Annotated in this window: 19 protein-coding genes and 2 tRNA genes; 12 read left to right on the forward strand and 9 right to left on the reverse strand. The window is 58.9% G+C overall.

What is annotated here, in order from left to right; translation table 11 throughout:
* Nucleotides 1-6: 6 nt before the first annotated feature.
* Both GWQ27_RS15695 and GWQ27_RS15700 read right to left on the reverse strand, forming a co-directional pair.
* Nucleotides 7-285: a peptidylprolyl isomerase gene (locus GWQ27_RS15695; RefSeq protein ID WP_275907740.1), complete on the reverse strand. Its 279-nt coding sequence runs from the start codon at nt 283-285 to the stop codon at nt 7-9.
* A 78-nt stretch (nt 286-363) separates the two neighbouring features.
* Nucleotides 364-738: a hypothetical protein gene (locus GWQ27_RS15700; RefSeq protein ID WP_005309754.1), complete on the reverse strand. Its 375-nt coding sequence runs from the start codon at nt 736-738 to the stop codon at nt 364-366.
* A 577-nt stretch (nt 739-1,315) separates the two neighbouring features.
* Here GWQ27_RS15700 and GWQ27_RS15705 point away from each other — a divergent pair.
* A complete protein-coding gene (locus GWQ27_RS15705; protein ID WP_011898917.1) occupies nt 1,316-3,091 on the forward strand; it encodes an autotransporter assembly complex family protein in 1,776 nt (591 codons plus the stop codon).
* A gap of 61 nt (nt 3,092-3,152) precedes the next feature.
* A complete protein-coding gene (locus GWQ27_RS15710) occupies nt 3,153-6,968 on the forward strand; it encodes a translocation/assembly module TamB domain-containing protein (RefSeq protein ID WP_265452313.1) in 3,816 nt (1,271 codons plus the stop codon).
* A 123-nt stretch (nt 6,969-7,091) separates the two neighbouring features.
* Here GWQ27_RS15710 and GWQ27_RS15715 read toward each other — a convergent pair.
* Together GWQ27_RS15715 and GWQ27_RS15720 are read right to left on the reverse strand one after the other, a co-directional pair.
* Nucleotides 7,092-7,176 (reverse strand) — tRNA-Tyr (locus GWQ27_RS15715).
* 54 nt (nt 7,177-7,230) lie between these two features.
* A tRNA-Tyr gene (locus tag GWQ27_RS15720) sits at nt 7,231-7,315 on the reverse strand.
* 125 nt (nt 7,316-7,440) lie between these two features.
* On the opposite strand from GWQ27_RS15720, the gene GWQ27_RS15725 reads away from it, so the two are divergent.
* Complete coding sequence (locus tag GWQ27_RS15725; RefSeq protein ID WP_111588592.1) at nt 7,441-7,950, forward strand: VC2046/SO_2500 family protein; 510 nt, start codon at nt 7,441-7,443, stop codon at nt 7,948-7,950.
* A gap of 101 nt (nt 7,951-8,051) precedes the next feature.
* Here the strand turns inward: GWQ27_RS15725 and raiA are convergent, their stop codons facing one another.
* Nucleotides 8,052-8,390, reverse strand: a complete 339-nt coding sequence (gene raiA, locus GWQ27_RS15730; protein ID WP_005309768.1) for a ribosome-associated translation inhibitor RaiA — start codon at nt 8,388-8,390, stop codon at nt 8,052-8,054.
* Between the two features lie 371 nt (nt 8,391-8,761).
* On the opposite strand from raiA, the gene GWQ27_RS15735 reads away from it, so the two are divergent.
* From GWQ27_RS15735 to yciA, 5 genes are all read left to right on the forward strand, one after another.
* Nucleotides 8,762-11,260, forward strand: a complete 2,499-nt coding sequence (locus GWQ27_RS15735; RefSeq protein ID WP_265452314.1) for an EAL domain-containing protein — start codon at nt 8,762-8,764, stop codon at nt 11,258-11,260.
* A 103-nt stretch (nt 11,261-11,363) separates the two neighbouring features.
* Entirely contained in the window at nt 11,364-13,280 is a 1,917-nt protein-coding gene (locus GWQ27_RS15740) for a transglycosylase SLT domain-containing protein (protein ID WP_131731790.1), read from the forward strand.
* 179 nt (nt 13,281-13,459) lie between these two features.
* Complete coding sequence (locus GWQ27_RS15745) at nt 13,460-14,458, forward strand: LacI family DNA-binding transcriptional regulator (protein ID WP_034523272.1); 999 nt, start codon at nt 13,460-13,462, stop codon at nt 14,456-14,458.
* A 260-nt stretch (nt 14,459-14,718) separates the two neighbouring features.
* Nucleotides 14,719-15,531, forward strand: coding sequence for an NAD-dependent epimerase/dehydratase family protein (locus tag GWQ27_RS15750; RefSeq protein WP_275907741.1), 813 nt, complete (start codon nt 14,719-14,721; stop codon nt 15,529-15,531).
* A gap of 149 nt (nt 15,532-15,680) precedes the next feature.
* The gene (gene yciA / locus GWQ27_RS15755; RefSeq protein ID WP_005309782.1) at nt 15,681-16,079 is read left to right on the forward strand and encodes an acyl-CoA thioester hydrolase YciA; all 399 of its coding nucleotides are present in this window, start codon (nt 15,681-15,683) and stop codon (nt 16,077-16,079) included.
* Between the two features lie 6 nt (nt 16,080-16,085).
* Here yciA and GWQ27_RS15760 read toward each other — a convergent pair whose 3' ends face one another.
* Nucleotides 16,086-16,310, reverse strand: a complete 225-nt coding sequence (locus GWQ27_RS15760) for a hypothetical protein (protein ID WP_034523267.1) — start codon at nt 16,308-16,310, stop codon at nt 16,086-16,088.
* Between the two features lie 111 nt (nt 16,311-16,421).
* Here GWQ27_RS15760 and GWQ27_RS15765 point away from each other — a divergent pair, with 111 nt between their 5' ends.
* Nucleotides 16,422-17,267 carry an endonuclease/exonuclease/phosphatase family protein gene (locus GWQ27_RS15765; RefSeq protein ID WP_155602990.1) on the forward strand — a complete coding sequence of 282 codons (846 nt, stop codon included), beginning with the start codon at nt 16,422-16,424 and terminating at the stop codon, nt 17,265-17,267.
* 84 nt (nt 17,268-17,351) lie between these two features.
* Here the strand turns inward: GWQ27_RS15765 and GWQ27_RS15770 are convergent, their stop codons facing one another.
* Both GWQ27_RS15770 and gloB read right to left on the reverse strand, forming a co-directional pair.
* Nucleotides 17,352-18,899, reverse strand: a complete 1,548-nt coding sequence (locus GWQ27_RS15770; protein ID WP_034523263.1) for a LysM peptidoglycan-binding domain-containing protein — start codon at nt 18,897-18,899, stop codon at nt 17,352-17,354.
* A 69-nt stretch (nt 18,900-18,968) separates the two neighbouring features.
* Nucleotides 18,969-19,733 carry a hydroxyacylglutathione hydrolase gene (gloB, locus tag GWQ27_RS15775; protein WP_021137884.1) on the reverse strand — a complete coding sequence of 255 codons (765 nt, stop codon included), beginning with the start codon at nt 19,731-19,733 and terminating at the stop codon, nt 18,969-18,971.
* Nucleotides 19,734-19,804: 71 nt separating this feature from the next.
* Here gloB and GWQ27_RS15780 point away from each other — a divergent pair, with 71 nt between their 5' ends.
* On the forward strand, nt 19,805-20,527 hold the full coding sequence (locus GWQ27_RS15780) for a methyltransferase domain-containing protein (protein ID WP_181455277.1): 723 nt from the start codon (nt 19,805-19,807) through the stop codon (nt 20,525-20,527).
* On the opposite strand, the gene rnhA is transcribed toward GWQ27_RS15780, so the two are convergent.
* On the reverse strand, nt 20,515-20,979 hold the full coding sequence (rnhA, locus tag GWQ27_RS15785; protein ID WP_058395005.1) for a ribonuclease HI: 465 nt from the start codon (nt 20,977-20,979) through the stop codon (nt 20,515-20,517). The genes GWQ27_RS15780 and rnhA overlap by 13 nt on opposite strands.
* A gap of 75 nt (nt 20,980-21,054) precedes the next feature.
* Between rnhA and dnaQ the strand changes: the two genes are divergently transcribed.
* Nucleotides 21,055-21,789, forward strand: a complete 735-nt coding sequence (dnaQ, locus tag GWQ27_RS15790; RefSeq protein ID WP_021137882.1) for a DNA polymerase III subunit epsilon — start codon at nt 21,055-21,057, stop codon at nt 21,787-21,789.
* The gene (locus GWQ27_RS15795) at nt 21,786-23,042 is read left to right on the forward strand and encodes a TIGR03503 family protein (RefSeq protein WP_234595070.1); all 1,257 of its coding nucleotides are present in this window, start codon (nt 21,786-21,788) and stop codon (nt 23,040-23,042) included. The genes dnaQ and GWQ27_RS15795 overlap by 4 nt, the downstream gene beginning before the upstream one ends.
* Nucleotides 23,043-23,205 lie beyond the last annotated feature (163 nt).

A 23,205-nucleotide genomic window follows, 5' to 3' on the forward strand; every position in this document is an offset into this window, starting at 1 on the left:
GAGCAATCAGTTGCGGTATAGCACCTTGATGAGGTGAAAGCCGAACTTGGTGCGCACAGGGCCGAGTACGGTCAGCAGCTCACCCTTGAACACGGCATCGTCAAACGGCTTGATCATGTCACCCTTCGAAAACTCCCCCAGATCCCCCGAGCGCTTGGATGAGGCGCAGGTGGAGAAGCGCTTGGCCATCTGGCCAAAGTCGGCTCCCTTGGCAAGTTTCTCCTTGATCTCCAGACACTGCTTCTCGGTCTTGACCAGGATGTGCTGGGCACAGGCTTTCTTCATTCGGGTGCTCCTCGGCGGATGGCAAATCGGGGCGCAAGATTACCCCAATTCATCGCACACGTCAGCCGGACTCTGGCATTAGCCACGCAGGTGAGCCGTCAGATGCGCCCTTGGGCGTGATTGCCACAGTATTTCCAGCCCCAGCAGGGCATGCAGGCTCCAGATGGCCAGGGGGTTGAGCCAGTTGCCACCCAGTTGCAGGGTGGCCAGCGCACTGCCCGCCAGCAGCAGGGTGACACCCGGCAGGCGCCAGTGTGCTGGCAGCGGTGCCAGCATGGCTAGCCCCAGCAAAATGGCGAGCCCGAACGGCAGATTGAGCGCAGTAAAGGCCAGCGCCTGTTGGCCGTTCATGCCCGTCAGCAAGGCCAGCATGGCGCTGCAACAGGCGAGAAAAGTGATGAATTCGAGACGATCGGCAATATAGTCAGCCATCTGTTCGCTACGTGCATGCATGATGTGTCCCCTCAATGAATAACGCCAAGGCTGGCGAAGATGATGTGCGTCCCTTTGTTGATAGACCCAGTGTGGTGGAGGGAGAGGCAAGGTGGCAGCGGGATAAATCGATTGAGGTGAACGAGGCTTTGATTATTGTTACTCAACCAATTGATTTATATCGTCTAAATAGACATGCCTTCAAGGGAGGGGGACGCCAGGGCCAGTGTTTGGGGGCAGGCCATGAGGGCGGTGATGTCATTTTGACCGTTTGCCGACAATGGATGTCGCATCATCCGGGGCGCCTGGAGAGTGGGTCCTTGACGTGAGTCGCCGCCGTTGAGGCGGTACTTCATGGCCTGACGGGCGAGGAATTCCCCTTTTTACCCGCAATGGTGCAGGTCAGCGTGGCCGGCGCGGGGGTAAAGGGGGTCACCCGGTCGGCAAAGGCTTCAATAATATGGTGAATTTCAATGCCACCCCGCTCTGATGTTGGGCTGGGGATATGCTAGGATGAGGCGCGCTTGCCATCGAGTGAGCCTCATTATCGTTCTGAATACTGCATTATTTTAATCATGTTCTTCGGGGAAATTGACGTTTGACAGGATGCAATCCGCCCCTGCCAGCAGGGATCTCACCGCCCGGACGGGCGTTCCGTCGCGGGCTTCGTGCACTTGGCCTGAGCCTCTGTCTGCTGCTGGTTGTCACGCCCGCCATGGCGGCCAAGCTCACCTATCAGATCAAGGGTCTGAGAGGGGATAACAAGAGCAACGTTGAAGCCTACCTCAATGCCCTGCCTGTCTATCAGGAACGCCAGTTCCGCCCCGCGCGCGCCAAGATCACCGAGAGCGTGCAAAAAGCCTTGCAGGTCTATGGCTACTATCAGCCCAAAATCACCCTGAGTCGCGACAAGCAGGCTCCCTCCAAGGTGGTGATAGAGGTGGATCCGGGCAAGCCTGTCATCATCTCTCGCCTCGATATTTTGCTGGAAGGGGACGCGGGCAGCGACGAGGTTTACAGCGAGCTGCTGGACAAGCTGCCCTTGAAAGAGGGCGATGCCCTCAACCACGGCAAGTACGAATCCATCAAGGCGGATCTGGGTAACCTGGGGCTGGCCCGGGGTTATTTCGATGCCAAGATCAGCAAGAGCCAGGTCAAGGTGTTCCCGGATCAGGGCACGGCCGAAATCTTCATCCTGTTCCGCTCCGGCCCCCGCTATCACTTTGGCGAGATCCACTACGACGCCACACCGGAGGCGCTGCGCCTCATTCGACCGCTCATCAACATCAAGCGTGGCGACCCTTATCTGGCGATCCGGATGGCCGAGATGTCGCAGGATGTCTCCTCCACCAAGCTGTTCAAGCAGGTGGATATCAAGCCCATGATCAGTCAGGCCGAGGGTAACCGTGTGCCTGTGCAGGTCACCTTGTCCAACCGGGTTGACCACGAGATTGAGACGGGGGTCGGCTTTGCCACCGACGTGGGCCCGCGCATGAGTGCCACCTGGGAGAAGCCCTGGGTCAACCGCTATGGTCACCGCCTCAACGCGACCGCCAATGTCTCCGCCCCTCAGGCCGATCTCAGCTTCGATTACCAGATCCCGGTGGGCAACCCGCTGCGGGATTATTACTCCCTGCAAACCGGCTATCGCTATACCAACAACAATGACACCCGCTCCGATCTCGCCACCTTCAGCGTCCACCGCTGGACGCGGCGTCCGGAGACATGGGACCGTGACGTCTTCATCCGGCTTGAAAACGAAAGCTATGTGCAGGGCAAGGATGAAGGGAACAGCTTGCTGCTGATCCCCGGCGTCTCCTGGTCGCGGCTGCGGGTGCGAGGTGGTCTGGTACCGGACTGGGGTGATCGCCAGCAACTGACCCTGGAGTTTTCCGACCCTTACTGGGGATCGGATATCAGCTTCATGCGGGTGTGGGGCCGCAGCAAGTGGCTGCGCACCTTGGGGGATGATCACCGCTTCCTGCTGCGGGCCGAGCAGGGCGCCATCATAGGGGACAGCTTCTCGCTGGTACCCCCTTCCTTGCGCTTCTTTACCGGGGGCGATCAGACGGTACGTGGCTACGGCTATGAGACCATCTCGCCGCGAGACAGTGATGGCAAGTTGCTGGGGGGGCGCTACGTGAGCGCCGCCAGTGCCGAATACAACTACCGGTTCAGCGACAAGTGGCTCGGCGCCCTGTTCGTGGATGGCGGCACGGCGACCGAGGATTACAGCGAAGCCTGGAAGATAGGAACCGGTGTTGGTGTGCGCTGGGTGACCCCCATAGGTCAGGTCAGGCTCGATCTGGCTGTGGGCATTTCCGAGGAAGACAAGCCGCTGCGGCTGCATTTCGCGCTGGGGCCTGAATTATGATTTCGTTTGAACGCACGTTTCTTTGGCCGCTGCGGCTGCATGTTTCGCGGGGGTCTGCACTGTGATCTGGGTAAAACGCATTTTTCTCTGGCTGATGGGGCTAGTCTTCTTGCTGCTCATCGGCGTCAGCCTGCTGGGGTTCACCCACCAGGGCAACAAGTGGCTGTGGTTGCAGGCCAGGGCTGCGCTGCCTTCTCTCAAGGGGGAGTTGGTGGCTGGCCAACTGGGCTACGGCTGGACCCTGGAAGGGGTCGGCTGGCAGGATGAACTGGTGGATGTCACTGTGGATCGCGCCGTGCTCGACTGGGATCTTGGCAAGCTGCTGCAGGGCAAGCTCTGGATAAAATCCCTGTCGGTTACCCATCCTGTGGTGAAGGTTGCCGAGTCTGAACCGACACCGGAAACGCCATCGGAGCCTTTTGTCTGGCGGCCCTTGCCGCTGAAAATTCAGATCGACAGCCTCAAGGTGGCAGATCTGGATCTGGCGGTACCCGGGGTCGCGGTAACCCTCACGTCGCTGGATATCGGTGCCTCCCTCAATCGCAAGGGGCTCATAGTGCGTGGGCCCGTGCTCGATGGTCTGAGCGTGATCCTGGCCGAGACACCGCCTGCCAATGCAGCCAAGCCAGCTGCAGACAAGGCTGCCAGAGAGAAAGCGACCAAAGACAAGGCAACTGCAGACAAGGCCGCCACCCAACCCATGCTGAGCGCCAAGGCGCAGAAGGCGGGCAAGGGCAAGGCAGAGCAGGCAGCACCCATAACCTTGCCTGCCATTCACTTGCCATTCCCGATCCAGCTGGAAGGTTTGCATGCCACCAAGCTGCACTACCAGCAAGGGGAGCTGCTCGAAGGGCTCGATTTTCTGCGGTTGTCGGCCACGGCAAAAGAGGAGCGCATCGAGGTGCGCGAGCTCTCCCTGCGCCATGCCATGGCGGATCTGGCGCTCAAGGGCCATGTCCGGCTGACCGAGGATTATCCGCTGGCGTTGACCCTGGATGCCAAGGCCCGCAAGGGGTTGCTGGATGGTGAACTGAAAGGGGAGCAGGCGACCCTGACCCTGGGTGGCTCAGTGGGCAAGCTGGCGCTGGCACTGCAAGCCAAGGGGCCTGTGGCCGCCAACCTCAAAGGGTCATTGGCCCCCCTCAACCCTGACTTGCCGTTTGACTTGGCGCTGGAGTGGAAGCGCCTCGGCTGGCCCCTGCACACCGTCACCAAACAAGCAGCCAAGGACGAGCCCGGCTATCAGCTGGACAAGGGTAGCCTGACCGCCAAGGGCAAGCTCTCTGCCTACCAATTTGCCTTGAATACCGCCGGCAAGGGCACGGATGTGCCCCCCTTCAAGCTGGCGCTGACGGGCAAGGGGGATCTGGAACAACTCAACCAGATAAACCTGCAGCTCAACGCCCTGAAAGGGGAGCTCAAGCTCGATGGCAAGCTGGCCTGGAACAAGGGGGTTCGCTGGCAGGGCACCACCGAATTCAAGGAGATCAATCCCGCCGAACTGGTGCCTGAACTCAAGGGCAAGCTGGCGGGCAAGATAGTCAGCCGTTTCGAACTGAGCGAGGCGGGTCACTGGCAGTTGCAACTGCCCGAGCTGAAAGTCGAGGGCAAGCTTAATCAGTATCCCCTCGCCATCCAGGGCGAGATCAGCGGCAACGACAAGATGGAGTGGCAGATCCCGGCTCTGGCACTGCAAAGCGGCCCCAACCGGTTGCAGGCCAAGGGCAGCCTCAGCCAGCAGGCGTGGCGACTGGATGCGGATCTCGATGCCCCCAATCTGACGGGGCTCTATCCTGGCCTGAAAGGGGACATAAAGGGACAGGTGCGTCTGACCGGTAATCAGAAAGCGCCGCGGGTCACCACTGAACTGGTCTCCAGCCGTCTCTATTATGCGGGCACGGATCTGAAAGGGATCGCCATCAAGGGCAATGCTCTGGTCGGTGACAAGCCGGCCGGTGAACTGGCGCTGACGGTGGCGAGTCTGGTGCAGGGAAAAACCACCCTCAGTCAGCTGGCCCTGACGCTTAGTGGCGACCTCAACCAACATGTGCTGAGTCTGACCATGAAGGGCGATCCGGTTGCAGCCAACCTCAACCTGAGCGGCGGGCTGCGCGGAGATCGCTGGCGTGGTGCCTTGTCGGAGCTCAAGCTGAAGACGCCGTTGCGGCGCTGGGAGCTGACCGACCCCTGGGCCCTTGATCTCGATCTGCCACGCCAGCGGCTGACCATGGGGGATCTCTGCCTGACCTCCCAAGGGGCCAGCCTCTGCGTCAAGGGGAGCCAGGTCTCGGCCCAGCAAGGAAGCCTGGAGTTTGCCCTAAGCGAGTTTGATCTCAAGCGCCTGCGTCCCTGGCTGCCGGAAAACTTCCGCTGGCAGGCGGTGCTCTCAGCCGATGGTCGCGCCAGCTGGCGTGGCAATCAGCCGACACTGCACGCCAATGTGCGCACCACACCGGGCACCTTTGTGGCTGACGGGCTCAAGACCGATTATCAGCGCCTCGAACTGGGGGTGGATTTTGAACGCCAGCAGGCGGCGATCCGGCTCGACTTTGTCTCCAAACAGATAGGTCATATCGATACCGATCTGCTGATCAAGGATCCGGCCGGTCGTGGCACTCTGTCGGGCCAGCTCAAGTTTGATGACCTCAAGCTGACGACGTTTGCCCCCCTCATTCCCGAGGTGCGCTCCCTGCAGGGGGTCATCTCGGCCGATGCCCGCTTCGATGGCACACTGGCGTCCCCTCTGCTGTTCGGTCAGCTCAACCTGCTCGATGGAGAGGTGCAGACCCACTCCGACATGGTGACCCTCTCCAAGCTGGTGACCCACCTCAAGATAGAAGGCAACCGGGCCGAGCTTGACGGTACCATGCTAGTGGGCAAGGGCCCGCTGGCGCTGGGTGGCTGGCTGAGCTGGGCCAGCATGCCGGTAACGGGCAGTCTCACCATTCAGGGCAAGGAGCTGGAAGCCCAGTATCCGGGTATGGGACGGGTACGGCTCTCCCCTGACATCGCCATCTCGCTGGGAGAGGAGACCCAGGTCAGTGGTCAGGTCGATATTCCCTGGGCGCGGATCCTGGTCAAGAGCCTGCCGGAGAGTGCTGTCTCTGTCTCCGACGATGTGACCGTGATCTATGACGACCTGCCGCCTGTGCCCAAGGCGGCGCCGCTGCCGATGGCCATCAAGCTGGCCATTCGGCTCGGGGACGACGTTCGGCTCGATGCCATGGGGCTCAAGACCCGGGTGGGCGGCGGCATCAATATCAGCCAGCAGCCTTCCCGGCCACTGGCGGGCAACGGTCAGCTGGTGCTCAACGATGGTCGCTTCAGGGCTTATGGCCAGAACCTCATCATCAAGGATGGCCGCATCCTCTTCTCAGGCCCGCTCGATCGACCCTTCCTCAACATAGAGGCCTATCGGGATCCGGATACCATAGAGGACAAGGTGACGGTCGGGGTGCGGGTGACAGGGCCGGCGAGCAAGCCCAAGATCACCGTCTATTCCGAGCCGCAGATGGCACAATCAGAACAGCTCTCCTATCTGCTGCGCGGCAAGGGCCTGCAGACCAGTGGTGAAGATGGTGGTTTCAACGGCCTGCTGGTGGCCGGTGCCGTCAGCCAGGCCAATGGCGTGGTCTCCAGCCTGGGGGAATCCCTCGGTATGAGCGATGTGGCGCTCGATACCGCCGGCAGTGGCAACAACACTCAGGTGACCCTGTCGGCCTACCTGTTGCCCGGTTTGCAGTTCCAGTACGGGGTCGGCGTGTTCAGCCCCATCGCCGAGTTCAAACTGCGTTACGAGCTGATGCCCAGACTCTATCTGCAGGCCATGAGCGGCGTCGCCCAAGCGGTGGACATCTTCTACCGCTTCACCCTGTAGGGCAGGGAAAAACGGGAGGCCTTGGCCTCCCGTTTTCATGGGTGCAGTGTGATGGTGGGTCACACGACATCCTGGATGGCCAGAAATGCGAAAACCCGGCGCCAGGCCGGGTTTTCTGAAGAGTGGTGGAGGGAGAAGGATTCGAACCTTCGAAGGCAGAGCCGTCAGATTTACAGTCTGATCCCTTTGGCCGCTCGGGAACCCCTCCACGGGGTATTGCATACTTTTATTGGCCTGACTTGCGTACTGGCTGCACTTGAAATGGTGGAGGGAGAAGGATTCGAACCTTCGAAGGCAGAGCCGTCAGATTTACAGTCTGATCCCTTTGGCCGCTCGGGAACCCCTCCACAAGTGCGAGGCGCATACTAACAGATCTTCTGTCGTTGTGAACCCCTTGGCGGGATTTTTCCTGCTCAAAGGATCCGATTTGCGGCCGATAAGCAATGAAACCACTATTTCCAAGAGTTATCTCATGTTACCCAGCGCGATTCGTGATCAGCTGTTGGTTGACGAGGCCCAGCTGGGGCAGCGTCTCAACCGTGATCTCCAGCACGGAGACAGGGCCGACTTTCGTCTGCACCTGGCCCTGCTGACCGATGCTGTGGAAGAGCAGCCCTGGTTCGATCCGGTGCGGGTTTCCAAGCCAGATACCCGGGTCTGGCGCAGCCATTTTGAACTACCGGCCGTGACCCCCTTGCAAGGAGGCGAGGATGATGGGGGATCTGCGTACCTCAATGAGCGGTTGCAGCAGGGGGGATCCATGGTGGATGTGAGGCTTTGGCTGGCGCTGCGATCACCGCCTTTGCTCGGCCCGCAAGCTGCGCTGGATCCTGCCGTCTATGACAACCTCTCGCCCCTGGGTCGCGAGCGCTGGCAGCACAAGCTGGCGGATCAACCAAGGCGTGACGATCCCTTGCTCATGTTGCCAGTCCTCAATGCATTGCAAGAAGGGGTGGATACGCGGTTGCACTGGTTAAGTTGAGGACAGCGGCACAAGCATGAAGGGGATCGTACAAAAGTCAGCATGCAAAAAGGCGGGAAGATCCCGCCTTTGAATTCGAATTGGTGTGATGTGATTGTGGATTATGCGTCGGCTTCGTCCGGCTGGGGAATTTCCTTGGCACTGGCCGCCGCACGACGGGCAATGGGTTTTTCGATGTGACGGGTGAGCTGACGCTCCAGCTTTTGCCCCAGTTCAGTGATGGCGGCGTAGAGATCCTCGTGTTCTGCCTGGGCAAACAGTTTGCCGTTGGGGATGCCAGCAGTGGCTTCAATGATGAACATCAGACGCTCTTTGGAGACAATCACATGAGGTGTGATGAGAGGCACCTGAAGACGTTCGAGCTTTTCAAAACGGGATTCAATGCGCTCGCGGATAGCCGGGGTAATGTCGATGATTTTGCTGGTAATTTCGATTTTCATATTGGCCCCCTTCGGGTCGTCTTGCTTGTGTCTTCACCTTCAGATTACTCATGGGGGAATAATGAAATGTGATCTGGGTCACGAAATGAGCCCTTTACTATCATGGGAGATATAAATTGTGATCTTTTCCCGTTCTGCACCAAAAAGCGCTTGAGCTCCATGAAACAGGCAGGCAGTATGGGAAAACTTGGATCGTTTCTGTCCCTTCTTGGCAGCGCCGCATGTCGACCTCATGTCCGGTTTCCACCGCTTAGTCTCGCATCTTTCGCACTTCCCGCCGCACCTCGTCATGCCGTAGTGCGACCTGTGAATGTGGGCGCTATCAAGTTATTCGGGCATTGAACGTGGTTGTTGTGGTGTTGGAGTAGTACATGAAACAGCAAGCCACTCAAATGATGTGGTTTTATGATCGACAACAGGAGCAGTGGAGCCTGTCCGATCATGCCTCTTACCAGCTTTGGCAAGGGGAGGGCGCACACCCCTGGGCCGGTCAGCTGGCTGCAGATGATGAACCCGGATTCTCCGATTTTCTCTCCAGACTCTATCACTCGCACCAACCGGCCCAGTTTATCGGCCATTTGAACGATGAAGAGGGGAGCGTGCGCCACGTGCTCTGGAGCGGTCAGTACATCCCCGCCCAGCAGGTTTGCTGTGGCTGGCTTGCGCCGCTCGATACCACCCGCAGCACCCCCTTGCCTGCCGAGTTATCCCAGCAGCTTCCTCTGTTGCAAGACCCCTTGCTGGCCCAGCTGGCCCAGGCCCTTTCCGCCAGAACAGGGCTCGATTTCTTCGATACCCTGGTCAATCAGCTGGCCCATATTCTGGTTGCGGATGCGGTCTGGCTGGCAGAGCGTACTGGCAGCGATCGCCTCAAGGTGCTGGCCTGTCACGGCATCGACCTCAAGGAGTACGAGCTCGCTGGCATGCCCTGTCAGCAGGTTTATCGGCGCGGTGAAGCCTGTGTGGTCACCCTTGAGGCCCATTGTCAGCTCAACCCCCAGCTAAAGGCGGGGCAGCGTTATTACGCCCAGCCGCTGTTTGACCGAAATGGCCAGATCCTGGGTCATCTGGCCCTGCTTTTCTCCGGCGAAATTGAGATCCCCAATCTGGGCTCAGTGTTGACCATCTTCTCCGTGCGTATGGTGGCCGAGCTGGAGCGGCTGCAGAGCGACGCCCAGTTGCGGCTCTCTGCGGTGGCGTTTGAAACTCATGAAGGCATCATCATCACGGATCCTGATTTCAAGATCCTGCGGGTCAACCATGCCTTCAGCCAGATCACCGGTTTTGACAGCCAGCGTGTGATAGGTCTGCATCTGGGCAATGAGCTTTGGTCAGGGCTTGATGGCCTTGGCTACGAGCTCAATACCCTCAATCGCTGGCAGGGGGAGACTCAGCGCCTGCACTTCGATGGTCACACCTATCCCCAGTGGGAAATCGTCACGCCTGTGCAGGATGACAAAGGCGTTATCAGCCATTTTGTCATCTGCTTCGAAGACATCTCTGAGCGTAAAGCGGCTGAGCGCCGCATTCAGGATCTTGCCTACTACGATGAGCTGACCGGCCTGCCCAATCGCCGTCAGTTGCACGAAACCCTGGCGCAGGCGTTCAGCGAAGCGAGCCGTGACAACCTGATCGGGGCCCTGTTGTTCATCGATCTGGATCACTTCAAGACCATCAACGACTCCCTCGGTCACGCTACCGGCGACTGGTTGCTCAAGGAGGTATCCAGCCGCCTCAAGCGATTGGTGCGTCAGGGGGACTGCCTGGCCAGACTCGGCGGTGACGAGTTCGTGCTGCTGCTGCCCTCCCTCTCGGCCAGCCCGCCTCAGGCGGAGATGCAGGCCGACCTCATCGCCGAGCGGCTCATCAGCGAGATTGCTGCGCCTTACAACCATGGTGTGCAGGTGCTGCACATAGGTGCCAGCGTCGGTATTACCCTCTTTCCTGGGCGTGAGCAGGGGGTGGATGACTTGCTCAAGCAGGCTGATACCGCCATGTATCAGGCCAAGTCGGCGGGCCGCAAGACCCGGCGCTTCTTCGATGCCTCCATGCAGCAACAGGCGGATCGTCGCTTGCTCATTCATAACGAATTGCGCAATGCCTTGAGCCAGCAGGAGCTGACGCTCTATTACCAGCCCCAGCACATGGTGGAAGGAGGCGATATCATAGGCGTTGAGGCGCTGATCCGCTGGCAACCGCCGGGGAGGGCACTGGTCTCACCCGCCGAGTTCATTCCCATCGCCGAGGAGACGGATCTCATCGTCGACATCGGCAACTGGGTGCTGCACGAGGCGTGCGCCCAGTATGTGCTGTGGGAGGAAAACGGCATCCATATCCCCCAGCTGTCGGTCAATGTGAGTGCCAAGCAGTTCCATGCCACCGATTTTGTCGAATGCATTCACGACGTACTGGCGGCGACCGGCATGGACCCCGCCTGCCTGAATCTGGAGATCACGGAGTCGGTGGTGCTGGGGCATGCGGAAGACACCATCAGCAAGATGAGTGAGCTCAAGGCCATTGGCATCAGCTTCGCCATCGATGACTTCGGTGCCGGCTACTCCTCCCTGAGTTACCTGAAACGGCTGCCGGCCGATGAGCTCAAGATCGACCGCTCCTTCATTCAGGACATTCCCAAGGATGGCGACAACATGGCCATCGTCGAGGCTGTCATCGCCATGGCGCGTCACATGGGGTTCAACGTGACGGCAGAGGGGGTGGAATCCCGCCAGCAGCTGGAGTTCCTGCAAGCTCAGGGCTGTCATTTCTATCAGGGTTACCTCGCCTCCAAGCCGCTGCCTGTGCCCTATCTGGAGCGCTATGTCCGGCGTCTGACCCACAACGACCATACCTGTGTGGTGGCAGAAAAATAGTATGGTGGGCGAGCTGTAGCCCTTGATGTTAACGGGTAGAATGAGTGGACATGACACCACCGCCAGCGGGCGGTGGCATTGCTGCTCAATGGAGACGTCTTTGGTGAAAGCCGTGCAGGGAATCATATTATCGGCGCTGTTCGTGCCAGGACTTCTGATGCCAGTCGCGGCACAGACAATGGATCAGTCCCTCTATCGTCAGGCCTATGACGCGGTACGTGCCAACGATCAGGCTCGTTTCCAGCAAATTCGTGCCCGTTTGACCCATTATCCGCTGTTGCCCTATCTGGATTATTACCAGTTGGCCTTTCGGCCCGGGGCGGCAGACTATGACAAAGTAACCCGTTTCATTCGCGAACACGGCGATACGCCGCAATCCAATCGCCTGGAGCGCAGCTACCTGACCCATCTGGCCCAGAGCCAGCAGTGGTCCCAGTTCCTGCGCTTCTACCCGGCCAAGCCGAGTTCCACCGATCTGCTCTGCATGCACTATCAGGCCCGTTACTACACGGGACAGCAGACCCAGGCCTTGCAGGAGGCTGGCAAGCTCTGGTTGAGCGGCCAATCCCGTCCCGATGCCTGTGCCCCTTTGTTCCAGCTCTGGCAGCAGGCCGGATTGCGCACTCAGGAGAAGGTCTGGACCCGCATGACCTTGGCGTTTGAAGCGGAAAACCCCAACCTGATCCGCCATCTGGGCGCCCAACTTGGCAGCGGTATGCGGCCTTACGCCGATCAGATGATCGCCTTGTTCGAGCAGCCTGCAAGGGCGATGAATCCGGCTTACTTTTCCACGGCAGCGCCCTCGCGGCGACTGCTGTCACTGGGACTGGCCCGTTATGCCAATCAGCAGCCCGAATCCGTGTTGCGCCAGCTTGCGCAAGCTCGCTCCCGCTTTGGTTTGACACCTGCCGAGGTGGCGCCGGTGGAGCGGGCTGTGGCCCGTCGCCTGCTGCTGGATCGATCCATTTCCCAGCGCAGTTGGGTAGATGCCACTGTCGTGCGGCTCGATGACCCGGATCTGCTGGAGCTCAGAGCCCGCCTTGCCATCTGGGAACAGGACTGGCGCGGCCTCTCCGGTTGGGTCAAGCGCATGCCGATGGCCTTGCAGAAAGAGGATCGCTGGCGTTACTGGCTGGCACGGTCGCTGGAAGTGCAGGGGCAGAAGAAACCGGCGCGGGATCTCTATCTGGAAACGGCCAACTTGCGCGGCTTCTATGGCTTTATGGCGGCTCAGCGTACCGGCGTGCCTTATCGCATCAAGAACCAGAGCGCCGGCACCAAGGTGCCTGACTGGCGTACCGCAACTCACCGCTGGCCCTTCCTGCTGCGGGTGCGTGAGCTGCTGGACATGAACGAAATCACGGCGGCGCGCGCTGAGTGGGTCCACAACATGGATCGCAACCCGGTTGCCCAGCGCATCGAGTTCGGTCATATAGCGCTCAATCAGGGCTGGCATGAGCTGGCTATTCTGGCCAGCATCCGCGCCGAAGCCTGGGATGCGATCGAGTTGCGTTTTCCCAAACCCTACAAGCAGACCTTCAGCCAGATGGCGCGGGAGCGCTCGGTCGATATGAGCCTGCTTTATGCGGTGTCGCGCCAGGAGAGCGCCCTCTACCCGCGGGCAGAATCGCCGGTGGGTGCGCGCGGCCTGATGCAGTTGATGCCGGGTACCGCCAAGGAGACAGCCAGCAAGCTGGGGGTGCCTTATCGCAATCCCGAGCAGTTGTTCGAGCCTACCCTCAATGTCAGGTTGGGGAGTGCCTACCTCAAGCGCTTGCTGGATGTGTATGACGGCAACCGTATTCTAGCGACGGCGGCTTACAACGCCGGGCCGGGGCGGGTGAAACGCTGGCGGGAGCAGAGTCGCAATCGGCCAATGGATGTCTGGGTCGAGAGCATCCCTTACAAGGAGACACGCAACTATGTGCAGAATGTGCTGTCGTTCGATCTCATCTACCAGCACAAGCTGCAACAGCCGTTGCGCTTCATGTCCGAACGCGAGCTGAGTCACGCTTATTGAGACGGCAGCCGCCCTGGCGGCTGCCCAATTCCCTTTCCTTCCCCAAAATGGTTATTATCCCACAAGGTTTTGTTACAAAAGGAAACCTGTCAGGTGATCGGGCGCCACGTCTTGGTCTGACAGGTTCGATATAATCGCCCGATCAACACAGACAGGCTTCCCCAACAAAGGAATTGATAGTGGCAACGATTAAAGACGTTTCTCGGTTGGCCAATGTGTCCATTTCAACTGTGTCGCGGGTGATCAACAACACGGCACAAGTGGCACCAGAAAAGCGTGTGGCCGTATTGGCGGCCATGAAGGAACTGAATTTTCGTCCCAACAGTTTTGCCCAGGCGCTGGTCAGCAAGCGATCCAACTGCATCGGCGTACTGGTAGGGGACCTGTGTGGTGGCCCCTTTTTCGCCCAGATGATGCGCGGCATCGAGACCATGGTCGACAAGGCGGACAAATTCACCATCGTCATGTCCGGCAACCATGATGCGGCACGTGAGCGTCATGCCATTCAGGCGCTGCTGCAGCGCCAGTGCGATGCCTTGATCTTGCACAGCAAGGCCCTGCCGGACGAGGAGCTGAGCGAACTGGTGGCAGGCAATACCCCCATCGTCTTCATCAACCGACAGGTACCGGGTGCAGAGGATCGCTGTGTCTGGCTGGATAACCAGGCCGGTATTACCACTGCGTGTCAGCATCTGCTGGATGCCGGGCATAGCAAGATTGCCTTCGTGACCTCGGATGACGAAGAGTTTGTGGATGGCTTGCAGCGGATGGCGGGTTACCGCTACGCCCTGCAACGGGCGGGCATTGAGCTGGATCCAGCGCTGATTGGCCGTGCCTTCGCCGATGAAAACGGCGGTTATGTGGCCATGGGCGAGCTGCTGGAGCGGGGCGTAGAATTCACTGCCGTGCTCGGTTTCAATGACGCCATGGTGGCGGGAGCCATCTCCTGTCTGCTGGAGCGTGGCTACAAGATCCCGCAGCAGATCTCTGTGGTGGGTTTTGATGACATCCCTTATGCCCGTTACATCTACCCCAAGCTCACGACAGTGCGCTATCCCATCGAGGAGATGGGTGGCCGCGCGGCCGAGCTGGCCTTGCGTCTGCTGGATCACAAGCCGGTCGACGGACTGACGCTCAAGTTCGAAGCAGAACTGGTCAGTCGCGAATCTGTCGCCTGATGAGATGAAATTGGCCCTGAATGGGCCAATTTTTCACTGACTCCGCATTAAAAATTGAAACCGTTTTCAGAAATCCTTTTCAACTGTGATCCGCTTCAAAGCTTTTTGGCCAGCCTGCCACTAGCATAGGCCCCACGAATTAGGAGCCTGCGCTCCCGATTTTCCCGCTGTGGGAGGTAACTGGTCAATCCAGCTATTTCCTTCGTTACTTTCGACGGTCATCATGGATGGCCGTTTTTTTTTTGCCAGGATTTTTGCCAATGACAACAGAATGCAGGAACCAGACGGGAATAGTGGGAGCCGGTTGGCTGGGGTTGCCGCTGGCGCGGGCGTTGCAGGCGCAAGGCCAGGCCGTGGTAGTGACGGTCAGCTCGGCCGAGAAGGCCGAGCGCTTGACCGCCGAAGGCGTGAAGGCCTGGCCGCTGCAATTGTCGGCCCGGCTGGATGTTTTGCCGCTGGTCTGCCGCGAGCTGGTGATCTGCGTACCACCGAGCAAGACGGAGGATTACCCTGCGGCCATTGCCCGGCTATGCCAGCTGGCAAAAGCTGCGGGTGTGCAGAGAGTGCTGTTCGTCAGCGCCACTTCGGTATGGGCGCCAGGGCAGGGGGAAGGGGAGCAGCCCAGACCCGGCCACGCCAGAGGGGAGCGAATGCTCGCTGCCGAGCAGGCTGTGTTGACCGCCGGTTTTGAGTGCGCCATGGTGCTGCGCCCCGCCGGTCTTTACGGCCCGGATCGCCATCCCGGTCGTTTTCTGGCGGGCAAGACCCTCGATGGCGGAGCCCAAGCGGTAAACCTGGTGCATCTGGATGATGTGGTGGCGGCCTGTCAGCTGATGCTGGCGCACGCAGAGAACGGGGATGCCTATAACCTGAGCGCTCCCGTGCATCCGCGCCGCGAGCAGTTCTATCCATTTGCGGCTCGCCTGCTCGGTTTGCCGGCACCCAGCTTCATCGAACCAGCCGGGACCTTTGCCCCCATCGAGGGCCAGCTTATCTGCCTGCGCCTCGGTTTTAGCTACCGCTGGCCCGATCCGGCCCACTGGTTTGCCGAGCAGGCCGCACTGGGTCACTGAGGCTGCCTAGCCTTCGTTCAATTGTGTTTCCCTGCCGGGTAACATGCGGCTCCAAAGGCCCATTTTGGCTGAGAACGCAGGGCAATTGAGGTTTGCCAAGGCGGGGCTCGCCCCCTATCATGCCGCCATTCATGATAGAGAGAGCGGTAATGATGGTAGATACAAAACGTCACCCTGACGGGGAACTGTTGCTGAGAACCCTGGCGATGCCAGCCGATACCAACCCCAATGGCGATATCTTCGGGGGCTGGATCATGTCCCAGATGGATATAGGTGGGGGCATCATGGCCAAGGAGCTGGCAAAAGGACGTATTTGTACCGTTTCCGTCGAAGGCATGACCTTTCACAGCCCGGTCAAGGTCGGTGATGTGGTGTGTTGCTACGGGCGTTGCCTGAAGATTGGCCGCAGCTCCATGCGTCTGAAGCTGGAGGTCTGGGTCAAGCCGGTGCTGCGTGCAAACGAGGCTCAACGTTACTGCGTGACAGAGGGGATTTTCACCTATGTTGCCATCGACGAGCAGGGTAAATCCCGTCCGGTACCCGTCTGATCCGGCTCAGACAAGTCGGGCGTTGATGATGGATATTTCCTGCTCAAAGCCGGTTTTTTGCCGTATCATGCGTTCCAGCATCTCTTCCGAGCCGACACACTGCTCGGTGTCGAACAGACAGAGATCGCACTGGGGATCCCGTCTGATCTGATAGACGGTGGAAAGCTCCACTTGATGACAATTTCCTTGTTGATCATAAAATGTCACGCGGTACTGGTGCTGTCTCGCCATCGTTGAATTCCTTCTGGATGAGCCGGGCCGGACACGAGCTATGAGCCTAGTCGGCAGCGGTGACGTTTGTGATGGTCATGACACAATGCAGAGGCAGGTGGTTGTTAGCCAATGAAAAATAGTTATCGCATTCTGGGTACGTCGCTGTTGACGTTGGGGTTGGTTGGCTGTTTCGAGGTACCGGATCAGGATCATATGATCACGGCGCAGGGCATCATTCCCGGCGTCAACTGCCAGAAGCCGCCACTGGTGGCGCTGGCCTCCACCGCCTTGCCCCGCGAGTTTGGCATCACAGTCTGGAACCTCTACAAGGGTCAGCGTAAAAACTGGCGCGAGGGGCTGGACGAGTATGCCAAATCCCAGGATCTGGTGTTGTTGCAGGAGTCGGCGACCCGTCCGGACATGCTGAACTGGCTCAAGGCCGGTGAGTTTCAGTGGCAACAGTTGCAAGCCTTTACTCAGGGCGGCGTTTCATTTGGCGTCATGACGGTCGCCAAAACGCCACAGGCCTTCGTCTGCGGCGTTCGTTCCCCCGAGCCTCTGCTACGCATTCCAAAATCTGGTCTGGTCAGCCTGTACCCCTTGCAGGGCGATCCTGACGGTGTGTTGGTGGTAAACCTGCATGCGGTCAACTTCGAACTGGGCATGGCCACCTTCCGCGAACAGCTCAATGACCTGACGGCTCTCATTCGCCGTCATCAGGGGCCCGTCATTCTGGCCGGGGATTTCAACACCTGGAGCGACAAGCGGGAATTCTGGTTGAACAAGCTGGTGGGGGAGCTGGGGTTGCAGGAAGCCATTCCTGTGCCGGATCTGCGCCGTACCGCATTTGGCCGTCCGCTGGATCATCTCTATTACCGCAATCTGGATCTGGTGGAAGTGAGCAGCCCGGCCACCGATGCCTCGGATCACAATCCCATCATGGCGCGCTTTTCGGCACAGGCCATCACTCCCTGATGGATGTTCCCGGATAGGAGCAGCAAGACTTGATAAAAAAACACCCCGCACTTGGCGGGGTGTTTTCGTATGGAGTGCTGAACATCAGCTGCTGTTCTTCACGAACAGGGTCAGTTCCTGACCCGGCTTGAGATAGTCACTCTTGCCGAGCTGATTCCAGCGCATCACATCCATTACGGCAACCTGAAAACGGGCCGCAATGGCGGAGAGGGAGTCACCGCGGCGTACCTGATAGACCATGGACTTGTTGCTGCTCTTGCCCTGCTTGGGCCAGATCACCAGCTTCATGCCGGGTTTCAGGGACGATTTGGCATTGAGACCGTTCCACTTTGCCAGCTCGTCATGATTGACTCCGTGAGCCTGGCTGATGCTCCAGAGGCTGTCGCCGGAACGCACCTTGTACTGGAGCTTGCCACCGCTGCGCTTGGCGACTTGCTGCGGCTTGCTCTGAACGGCCGGACTGACAACAGCCTTGCTGCTGCCGGTCGGGATCATCAGGGTCTGGCCACGGCGCAGATTGTTGCCACGCAGGTTGTTGGCCAACTTGAGTTGTTGCACACTCACCCCGTTGTTCTGGGCGATGCGGGAGAGGGTATCGCCACTGACGACCTGATAGGAGCGGGTGCGGATACGCTCGCCCTGTGGCAGATCGGCCAGCGCCAGCTCCAGAGTATCGGCATATTCGACCGGTACCAGCAGCCGATAGGGGCCCTGGGGAGAGGTCGACCAGCGGCTCAGGGCCGGGTTGACCTCTTTCAGCTGAGCCGGACGCAAGCCCGCCAGCTGAGCTGCCACATTCAAGTCGATCTGGCCTCCGGTATTGACCACCCGCAGCTGCGGTTTGTTGGCCAGTACCGGCAGGGTGACATTGTAGTTGTCCGCATTGCGGATCATGTCAGCCATCGCCAGGATCTTGGGGACATACATCCGGGTTTCGCGTGGCAGATCGAGAGACCAGTAATCGGTGGGACGACCGGCCTTCTGGTTGCGCACAATGGCGTTTCGCACGCGCCCTTCACCGGCATTGTAGGCAGCCAGAGTTTGCAGCCAGTCGCCATCAAAGAAGCGGTTCAGGTACTCCAGGTAATCCAGCGCGGCATTGGTAGAGGCCAATACATCGCGTCGGCCGTCATACCAGCTGTCCTGGCGCAGACCGAAGTTCTTGCCGGTCGCAGGCACGAATTGCCACAGGCCGACCGCATTGCTGCGGGAGCGGGCGTGGGGATCGAACATGCTCTCGATCATGGGAATGGTAATAAGCTCCATTGGCAGCTCACGCCGTTCGATTTCCTCTACCATCAGATACAGGTAGGGCTCAGCCCGGCTGGCAATGGTCGCCAGATGCTTATCGTTGCGCAGTAACCAATCACGCTGTTGGCTGACACGGGCATTGTCCTGTGGTTCAAACTGCATATCATCGCTGATACGCACCCACAGGTTATCCGTGTCATCCAGTGCGTCGATCTGTTCGTCACCGAACAGGAAGCGCGTCGAATGCTTTTTATACGCTTTTTTGTTGACTTGGGGGGACTTGATCGGCTCGATTGCCGTTAGCGCCCGGTCATCCTGATGGCTCAGGTTTTGGCAGCCGCTGAGAAACAGCGCCGCCAATAAGGCCGTTCGTACCTTCATCTCGCTCAGGTCATCTCTTGAAAAACAGCTGGCATCATAAGGGGCAATGGCCCCTTGATCAAGGTTCGTTCAAAAAACGTCCTTCCAGCTGCGAAGGACGGCGAAGGTATCCTCTGGATTTTCCAAGCATTTTAAGGCGTGTTTTTCAGCAGAAAATTTCACGGAATCCTGCTCGCAACGCAGAAAAACGTTGAAATCGCGCTCATCGCCCAAGCGAGAAGGGAGACTCGGCAGGCCCTGCTGGCGCAGTTTGCTGATCATGCCGATCCGCTGCTGGATCGCCTTGTTGTCGGGCTCGACTGCGTAGGCGAAGCGCAGGTTGGAGAGAGTGTATTCGTGGGCACAATAGATGAGGGTGTCGTCGGGCAGGGCCGCGAGTCGCTGCAGCGAGTCATGCATCTGGGCCGGGGTGCCTTCGAACAGGCGACCGCAACCACCGGAGAAGAGCGTATCACCGCAAAACAGCATGCCATGGCCGTGGTAGGCAATATGGCCATGGGTATGACCGGGCACATGAATCACATCCAGGCTCAAACCATGCCAGTTGATCTGATCCCCGTCATCGAGCCACTGACCATGGTGATCGGGCATGGGGTCATGTTTGGGGCCATACAATCTGGCATGGGGGAAATGCTTGAGCAGGGCGGTGACGCCGCCCACATGATCCTGGTGGTGGTGAGTCAGCAAGATGGCATCGAGCTGCAAGTCCAGTGCAGCCAGCCGATCCAGCACGGGGGCTGCATCGCCCGGGTCGACCACCAGGCAGTGATTTTCGTGTCTGATCAACCAGATGTAATTGTCGGTAAAGGCAGGAACTGTGATAACGGTATACATGAGTTAGCTTCTCTTTAGGGAGGGTATCTTATATAACTGGATGGCGTTCGCACCCCAAGTTGAGCCCCATTATGCAGTTGGCACGTACCGAACAACAAATCGAGGTCCCGACCAGCTGGTCGGCGTTACCCATGGGGGACTGGGTGGCTGCCGAGATCCAGGAGCGGCTCGATAGCTGGTGCCCACATCTATTTGGTTATCATCTGCTTAAAGTGGGCGCCCTGAGCGCCGAGCTCTCTTGCGGTTGCTCTTCCATTCGTAACCAGATAGGGGTGGCGACCAGTGGTCGCTTGCTGGACATCAAGGGCGATCCGCTGGCCTTGCCGGTACGCACCGGCAGTGTGGATGCCTGTTTGCTTGCTCATTGCCTCGATTTCTCGCCCGATCCCCACCAGGTACTGCGTGAAGCAGAGCGGGTGCTGACCGACGATGGCTGGCTCATCGTCAGCGGCTATAACCCGCTCAGTCTGGTCGGTATTGGTCATTGTCTGCCTTTCCTGCGCCAACGTCTGCCCTGGTCGGCACGAATGTTCACCCCGGCACGGGTCACCGACTGGTTGCAACTGCTCGGTTGTGAGGTGATGTTTGACGAACGCTTTGGATATTCGTTCATGGGCAAACAGAGCCGGATCGGCTGGTGGCGGGAGAGTGTGGGGCGGGATTACTGCAGACCGTTTGCATCCGTCTATGTAATAGCTGCGCGCAAACGGCGTTTTCCGCTTATCCCGGTGCGTCGTCGCTGGCGTTTGCCTGAGTCGATAGCGGCACCGGGTATGGCACGTCAGGGCTGGTAGCCGATGTCTTCGGCGAGTTCCTTGCCACTGGCGGCATCGCGCGCCAGTTCATCGCAGCGTTCGTTCTCGGGGTGACCCGAGTGCCCCTTGACCCAGAGCCACTCGATCTGATGGCGGGCCACTTCGGCATCCAGCTCTTTCCAGAGATCGACGTTCTTGACCGGCTGACGATTTGAGGTCATCCACCCCTTCTTCTTCCAGCCGATGATCCATTGGGTGATCCCTTGACGCACATACTGGCTGTCGGTGGTAAGCCGTACCTGGCAAGCGGCATTGAGGGTGCGCAGCCCCATGATGGCGGCCATCAGCTCCATCCGGTTATTGGTGGTCAACCGAAAACCGCCGGAAATCTCCTTGCGGTGATCGCCATAGACCAGGACGGCGCCATAGCCACCCGGGCCGGGATTACCGAGGCAGGAACCATCCGTGTATAAATCAATGTGTTTTAACATGAGCAATCGATCTTTTTTAGCGTGAGTCTTGGGGTAAACTAGCGGGTAAGGCCGAAGTTTGACATAGATTGGATCATGAACACACCCCAACTGAATCGCCAGATCATTCTGGATACTGAAACCACAGGTATGAACACAGCCGGTGGCCCCATCTATCTGGGACACCGCATCATAGAGATTGGCTGTGTGGAGGTGATCAACCGCAAGCTGACCGGTAATCACTACCACGTCTATATCAAGCCGGATCGGCTGGTGGATCCCGAGGCCATCCAGGTGCATGGCATCACGGATGCCTTCCTGGCGGACAAGCCCTCGTTCAGCCAGATCGCCAACGATTTCATCGAGTTCATTCGTGGTGCCGAGCTTATCGCCCACAACGCTCCCTTTGACGTGAGCTTCATGGACTATGAGTTCGGCAAGCTCGGGCTCAACTTCAAAACCAGGGATATCTGCAGCATCACGGATACCCTGGCGATGGCGCGGGATCTTTTCCCGGGCAAACGCAATAACCTGGATGTGCTGTGCGATCGCTACGGCATAGACAACTCTCACCGCACCCTGCACGGCGCCTTGCTCGATGCGGAGATCCTGGCCGACGTTTACCTGCTGATGACGGGTGGCCAGACCAAGCTGAACCTGGCCACCGAAAGCAGTGAGAGCGAGCGCAATCAGGACACCAGCATTCGTCGACTGGAGAGCAATCGCCCGCCGCTCAAGGTAGTGCGCGCCGGCGCCGATATCGAAGCGGTGCACGAGGCCAGGTTAGACCTGGTCCAGAAGAAGGGAGGTGCCTGCCTGTGGCGGCAATGAGCAAGCTATGGAGTGGCCTGCTGCTGTTGACCTCATTGACGGTCACGGCCAACGAGGTGTTTGCCCCCTCTGACATTCCCCTGCTCGATAATCGCTTTCGCATCGATTATGGCGTGAAGGAGATTACCTTCATCGTCACGCGTAAGCCGGGCACCTCCTCCGTGATCCTGGTGCGTCCCGATGGCAGCAAGCTCTATGTCGGCAAGGTCACACCACCCGAGGTGGGCTGGCTGGCGCTCAAGGATCATGATCTCATCACCATTCGTGATCCCATGCCAGGTCCTTGGCAGGCCATCGGCGAGGTAGACCCTGACAATCGGGTGCGGATCCTGTCGAACATCAAGCTTGAAACCGAGCAGTTGCCGACCCAGCTCTATCAAGGGGAGGTGATCAAACTCAAATCCTGGCTGTTGATTGACGATGCGCCGCCCAAAGACGGGTATTACCTCACGGATCTCGGCATGACGGTGAAGTTGCAGCGTTTCAATGATGATACCCAACAGGGTGAGCCCATTCTGGATGAAGTGCTTGGCCGCTACCTTGATGATGGCAAGGGGCTCGACGAGGTGCCGGGAGATGGCGTCATGACCGCCGAGGCTCTGCTCGATGTTCCGGCCGGCAAGTATCGGGCTTTGTACAGCACCGGCAATCAGGTCTTCTCCCGGGCCCGGTCTCAGGATGTCCTTGTCTATCCGCTCCCCGTCAACTTCACCTTGACGCCCCCGTCACAAGAGGTCGGTGCCCTGCTCTCATTTTTGATCGACGGTGATGAGCTGGATCCCGTCTCCGTGGTTGTCAAGGGCAAGGCGATGAACACGACCAATGAGAGTCTGCCTTTCAGTGCTGTGGCAACCGGGTTCAAAGTCGAAGTGGATCTGTCGGCGCTCAAGGCGGTTGGTCAGTATGAGGTGAGTGCGACTCTGTTTGGGACAACCCGGTTGGGCCGCGAGATCCAGGTCATACTGCCGGTCAAATCGTTCAATATTTTCCCCGTGCAGGCGGCCCCCCCTCCGATAACACCTGTGGCATCGGTTGCGGTACCGACCCAGGTCAAATTTGAGGAAAAAGAGAGCAGCGGCTGGTTGATATGGTTGCTAGGCGGGGTTGGGATACTGGTTGTCCTGCTCGGTGGGGTGGGATTCATCTTGCTGCAAAAGCGCCGTGCGATGAAGAAAGCGATGGCCGCGCACAAGGCCGAAAGCGAAGGGGCCAAACCCGAGGCCAAGCTGGACCTGAACCTGCCCGAACAGTAACGAGCAGGCCTTCGCTAAAAAGCCGCCTGTTGAGGCTAATGCCGATCAGTTAAGGATCCATTGACCGATCCTGCTGATGTGTAAAAATCCGAAACCTGTTGATTTGGTTTCGGATTTTTTATGCGTATCGAACAGGCCCTCGACTTCCTTCACGCCAGCAATG

The sequence above is a fragment of the Aeromonas sp. 5HA1 genome, assembly GCF_029237245.1.
GTDB classification, from domain to species: domain Bacteria; phylum Pseudomonadota; class Gammaproteobacteria; order Enterobacterales; family Aeromonadaceae; genus Aeromonas; species Aeromonas salmonicida.

What these genes read in the sequence shown, in the direction of transcription:
- GWQ27_RS15695 (WP_275907740.1), bottom strand. Translation starts at nt 285, where the DNA reads ATGAAGAAAGCCTGTGCCCAGCACATCCTGGTCAAGACCGAGAAGCAG.
- GWQ27_RS15700 (WP_005309754.1), bottom strand. Translation starts at nt 738, where the DNA reads ATGCATGCACGTAGCGAACAGATGGCTGACTATATTGCCGATCGTCTC.
- GWQ27_RS15725 (WP_111588592.1), top strand. Translation starts at nt 7,441, where the DNA reads ATGTTACCCAGCGCGATTCGTGATCAGCTGTTGGTTGACGAGGCCCAG.
- raiA (WP_005309768.1), bottom strand. Translation starts at nt 8,390, where the DNA reads ATGAAAATCGAAATTACCAGCAAAATCATCGACATTACCCCGGCTATC.
- GWQ27_RS15735 (WP_265452314.1), top strand. Translation starts at nt 8,762, where the DNA reads ATGAAACAGCAAGCCACTCAAATGATGTGGTTTTATGATCGACAACAG.
- GWQ27_RS15750 (WP_275907741.1), top strand. Translation starts at nt 14,719, where the DNA reads ATGACAACAGAATGCAGGAACCAGACGGGAATAGTGGGAGCCGGTTGG.
- yciA (WP_005309782.1), top strand. Translation starts at nt 15,681, where the DNA reads ATGATGGTAGATACAAAACGTCACCCTGACGGGGAACTGTTGCTGAGA.
- GWQ27_RS15760 (WP_034523267.1), bottom strand. Translation starts at nt 16,310, where the DNA reads ATGGCGAGACAGCACCAGTACCGCGTGACATTTTATGATCAACAAGGA.
- GWQ27_RS15765 (WP_155602990.1), top strand. Translation starts at nt 16,422, where the DNA reads ATGAAAAATAGTTATCGCATTCTGGGTACGTCGCTGTTGACGTTGGGG.
- GWQ27_RS15770 (WP_034523263.1), bottom strand. Translation starts at nt 18,899, where the DNA reads ATGAAGGTACGAACGGCCTTATTGGCGGCGCTGTTTCTCAGCGGCTGC.
- gloB (WP_021137884.1), bottom strand. Translation starts at nt 19,733, where the DNA reads ATGTATACCGTTATCACAGTTCCTGCCTTTACCGACAATTACATCTGG.
- GWQ27_RS15780 (WP_181455277.1), top strand. Translation starts at nt 19,805, where the DNA reads ATGCAGTTGGCACGTACCGAACAACAAATCGAGGTCCCGACCAGCTGG.
- rnhA (WP_058395005.1), bottom strand. Translation starts at nt 20,979, where the DNA reads ATGTTAAAACACATTGATTTATACACGGATGGTTCCTGCCTCGGTAAT.
- dnaQ (WP_021137882.1), top strand. Translation starts at nt 21,055, where the DNA reads ATGAACACACCCCAACTGAATCGCCAGATCATTCTGGATACTGAAACC.
- GWQ27_RS15795 (WP_234595070.1), top strand. Translation starts at nt 21,786, where the DNA reads ATGAGCAAGCTATGGAGTGGCCTGCTGCTGTTGACCTCATTGACGGTC.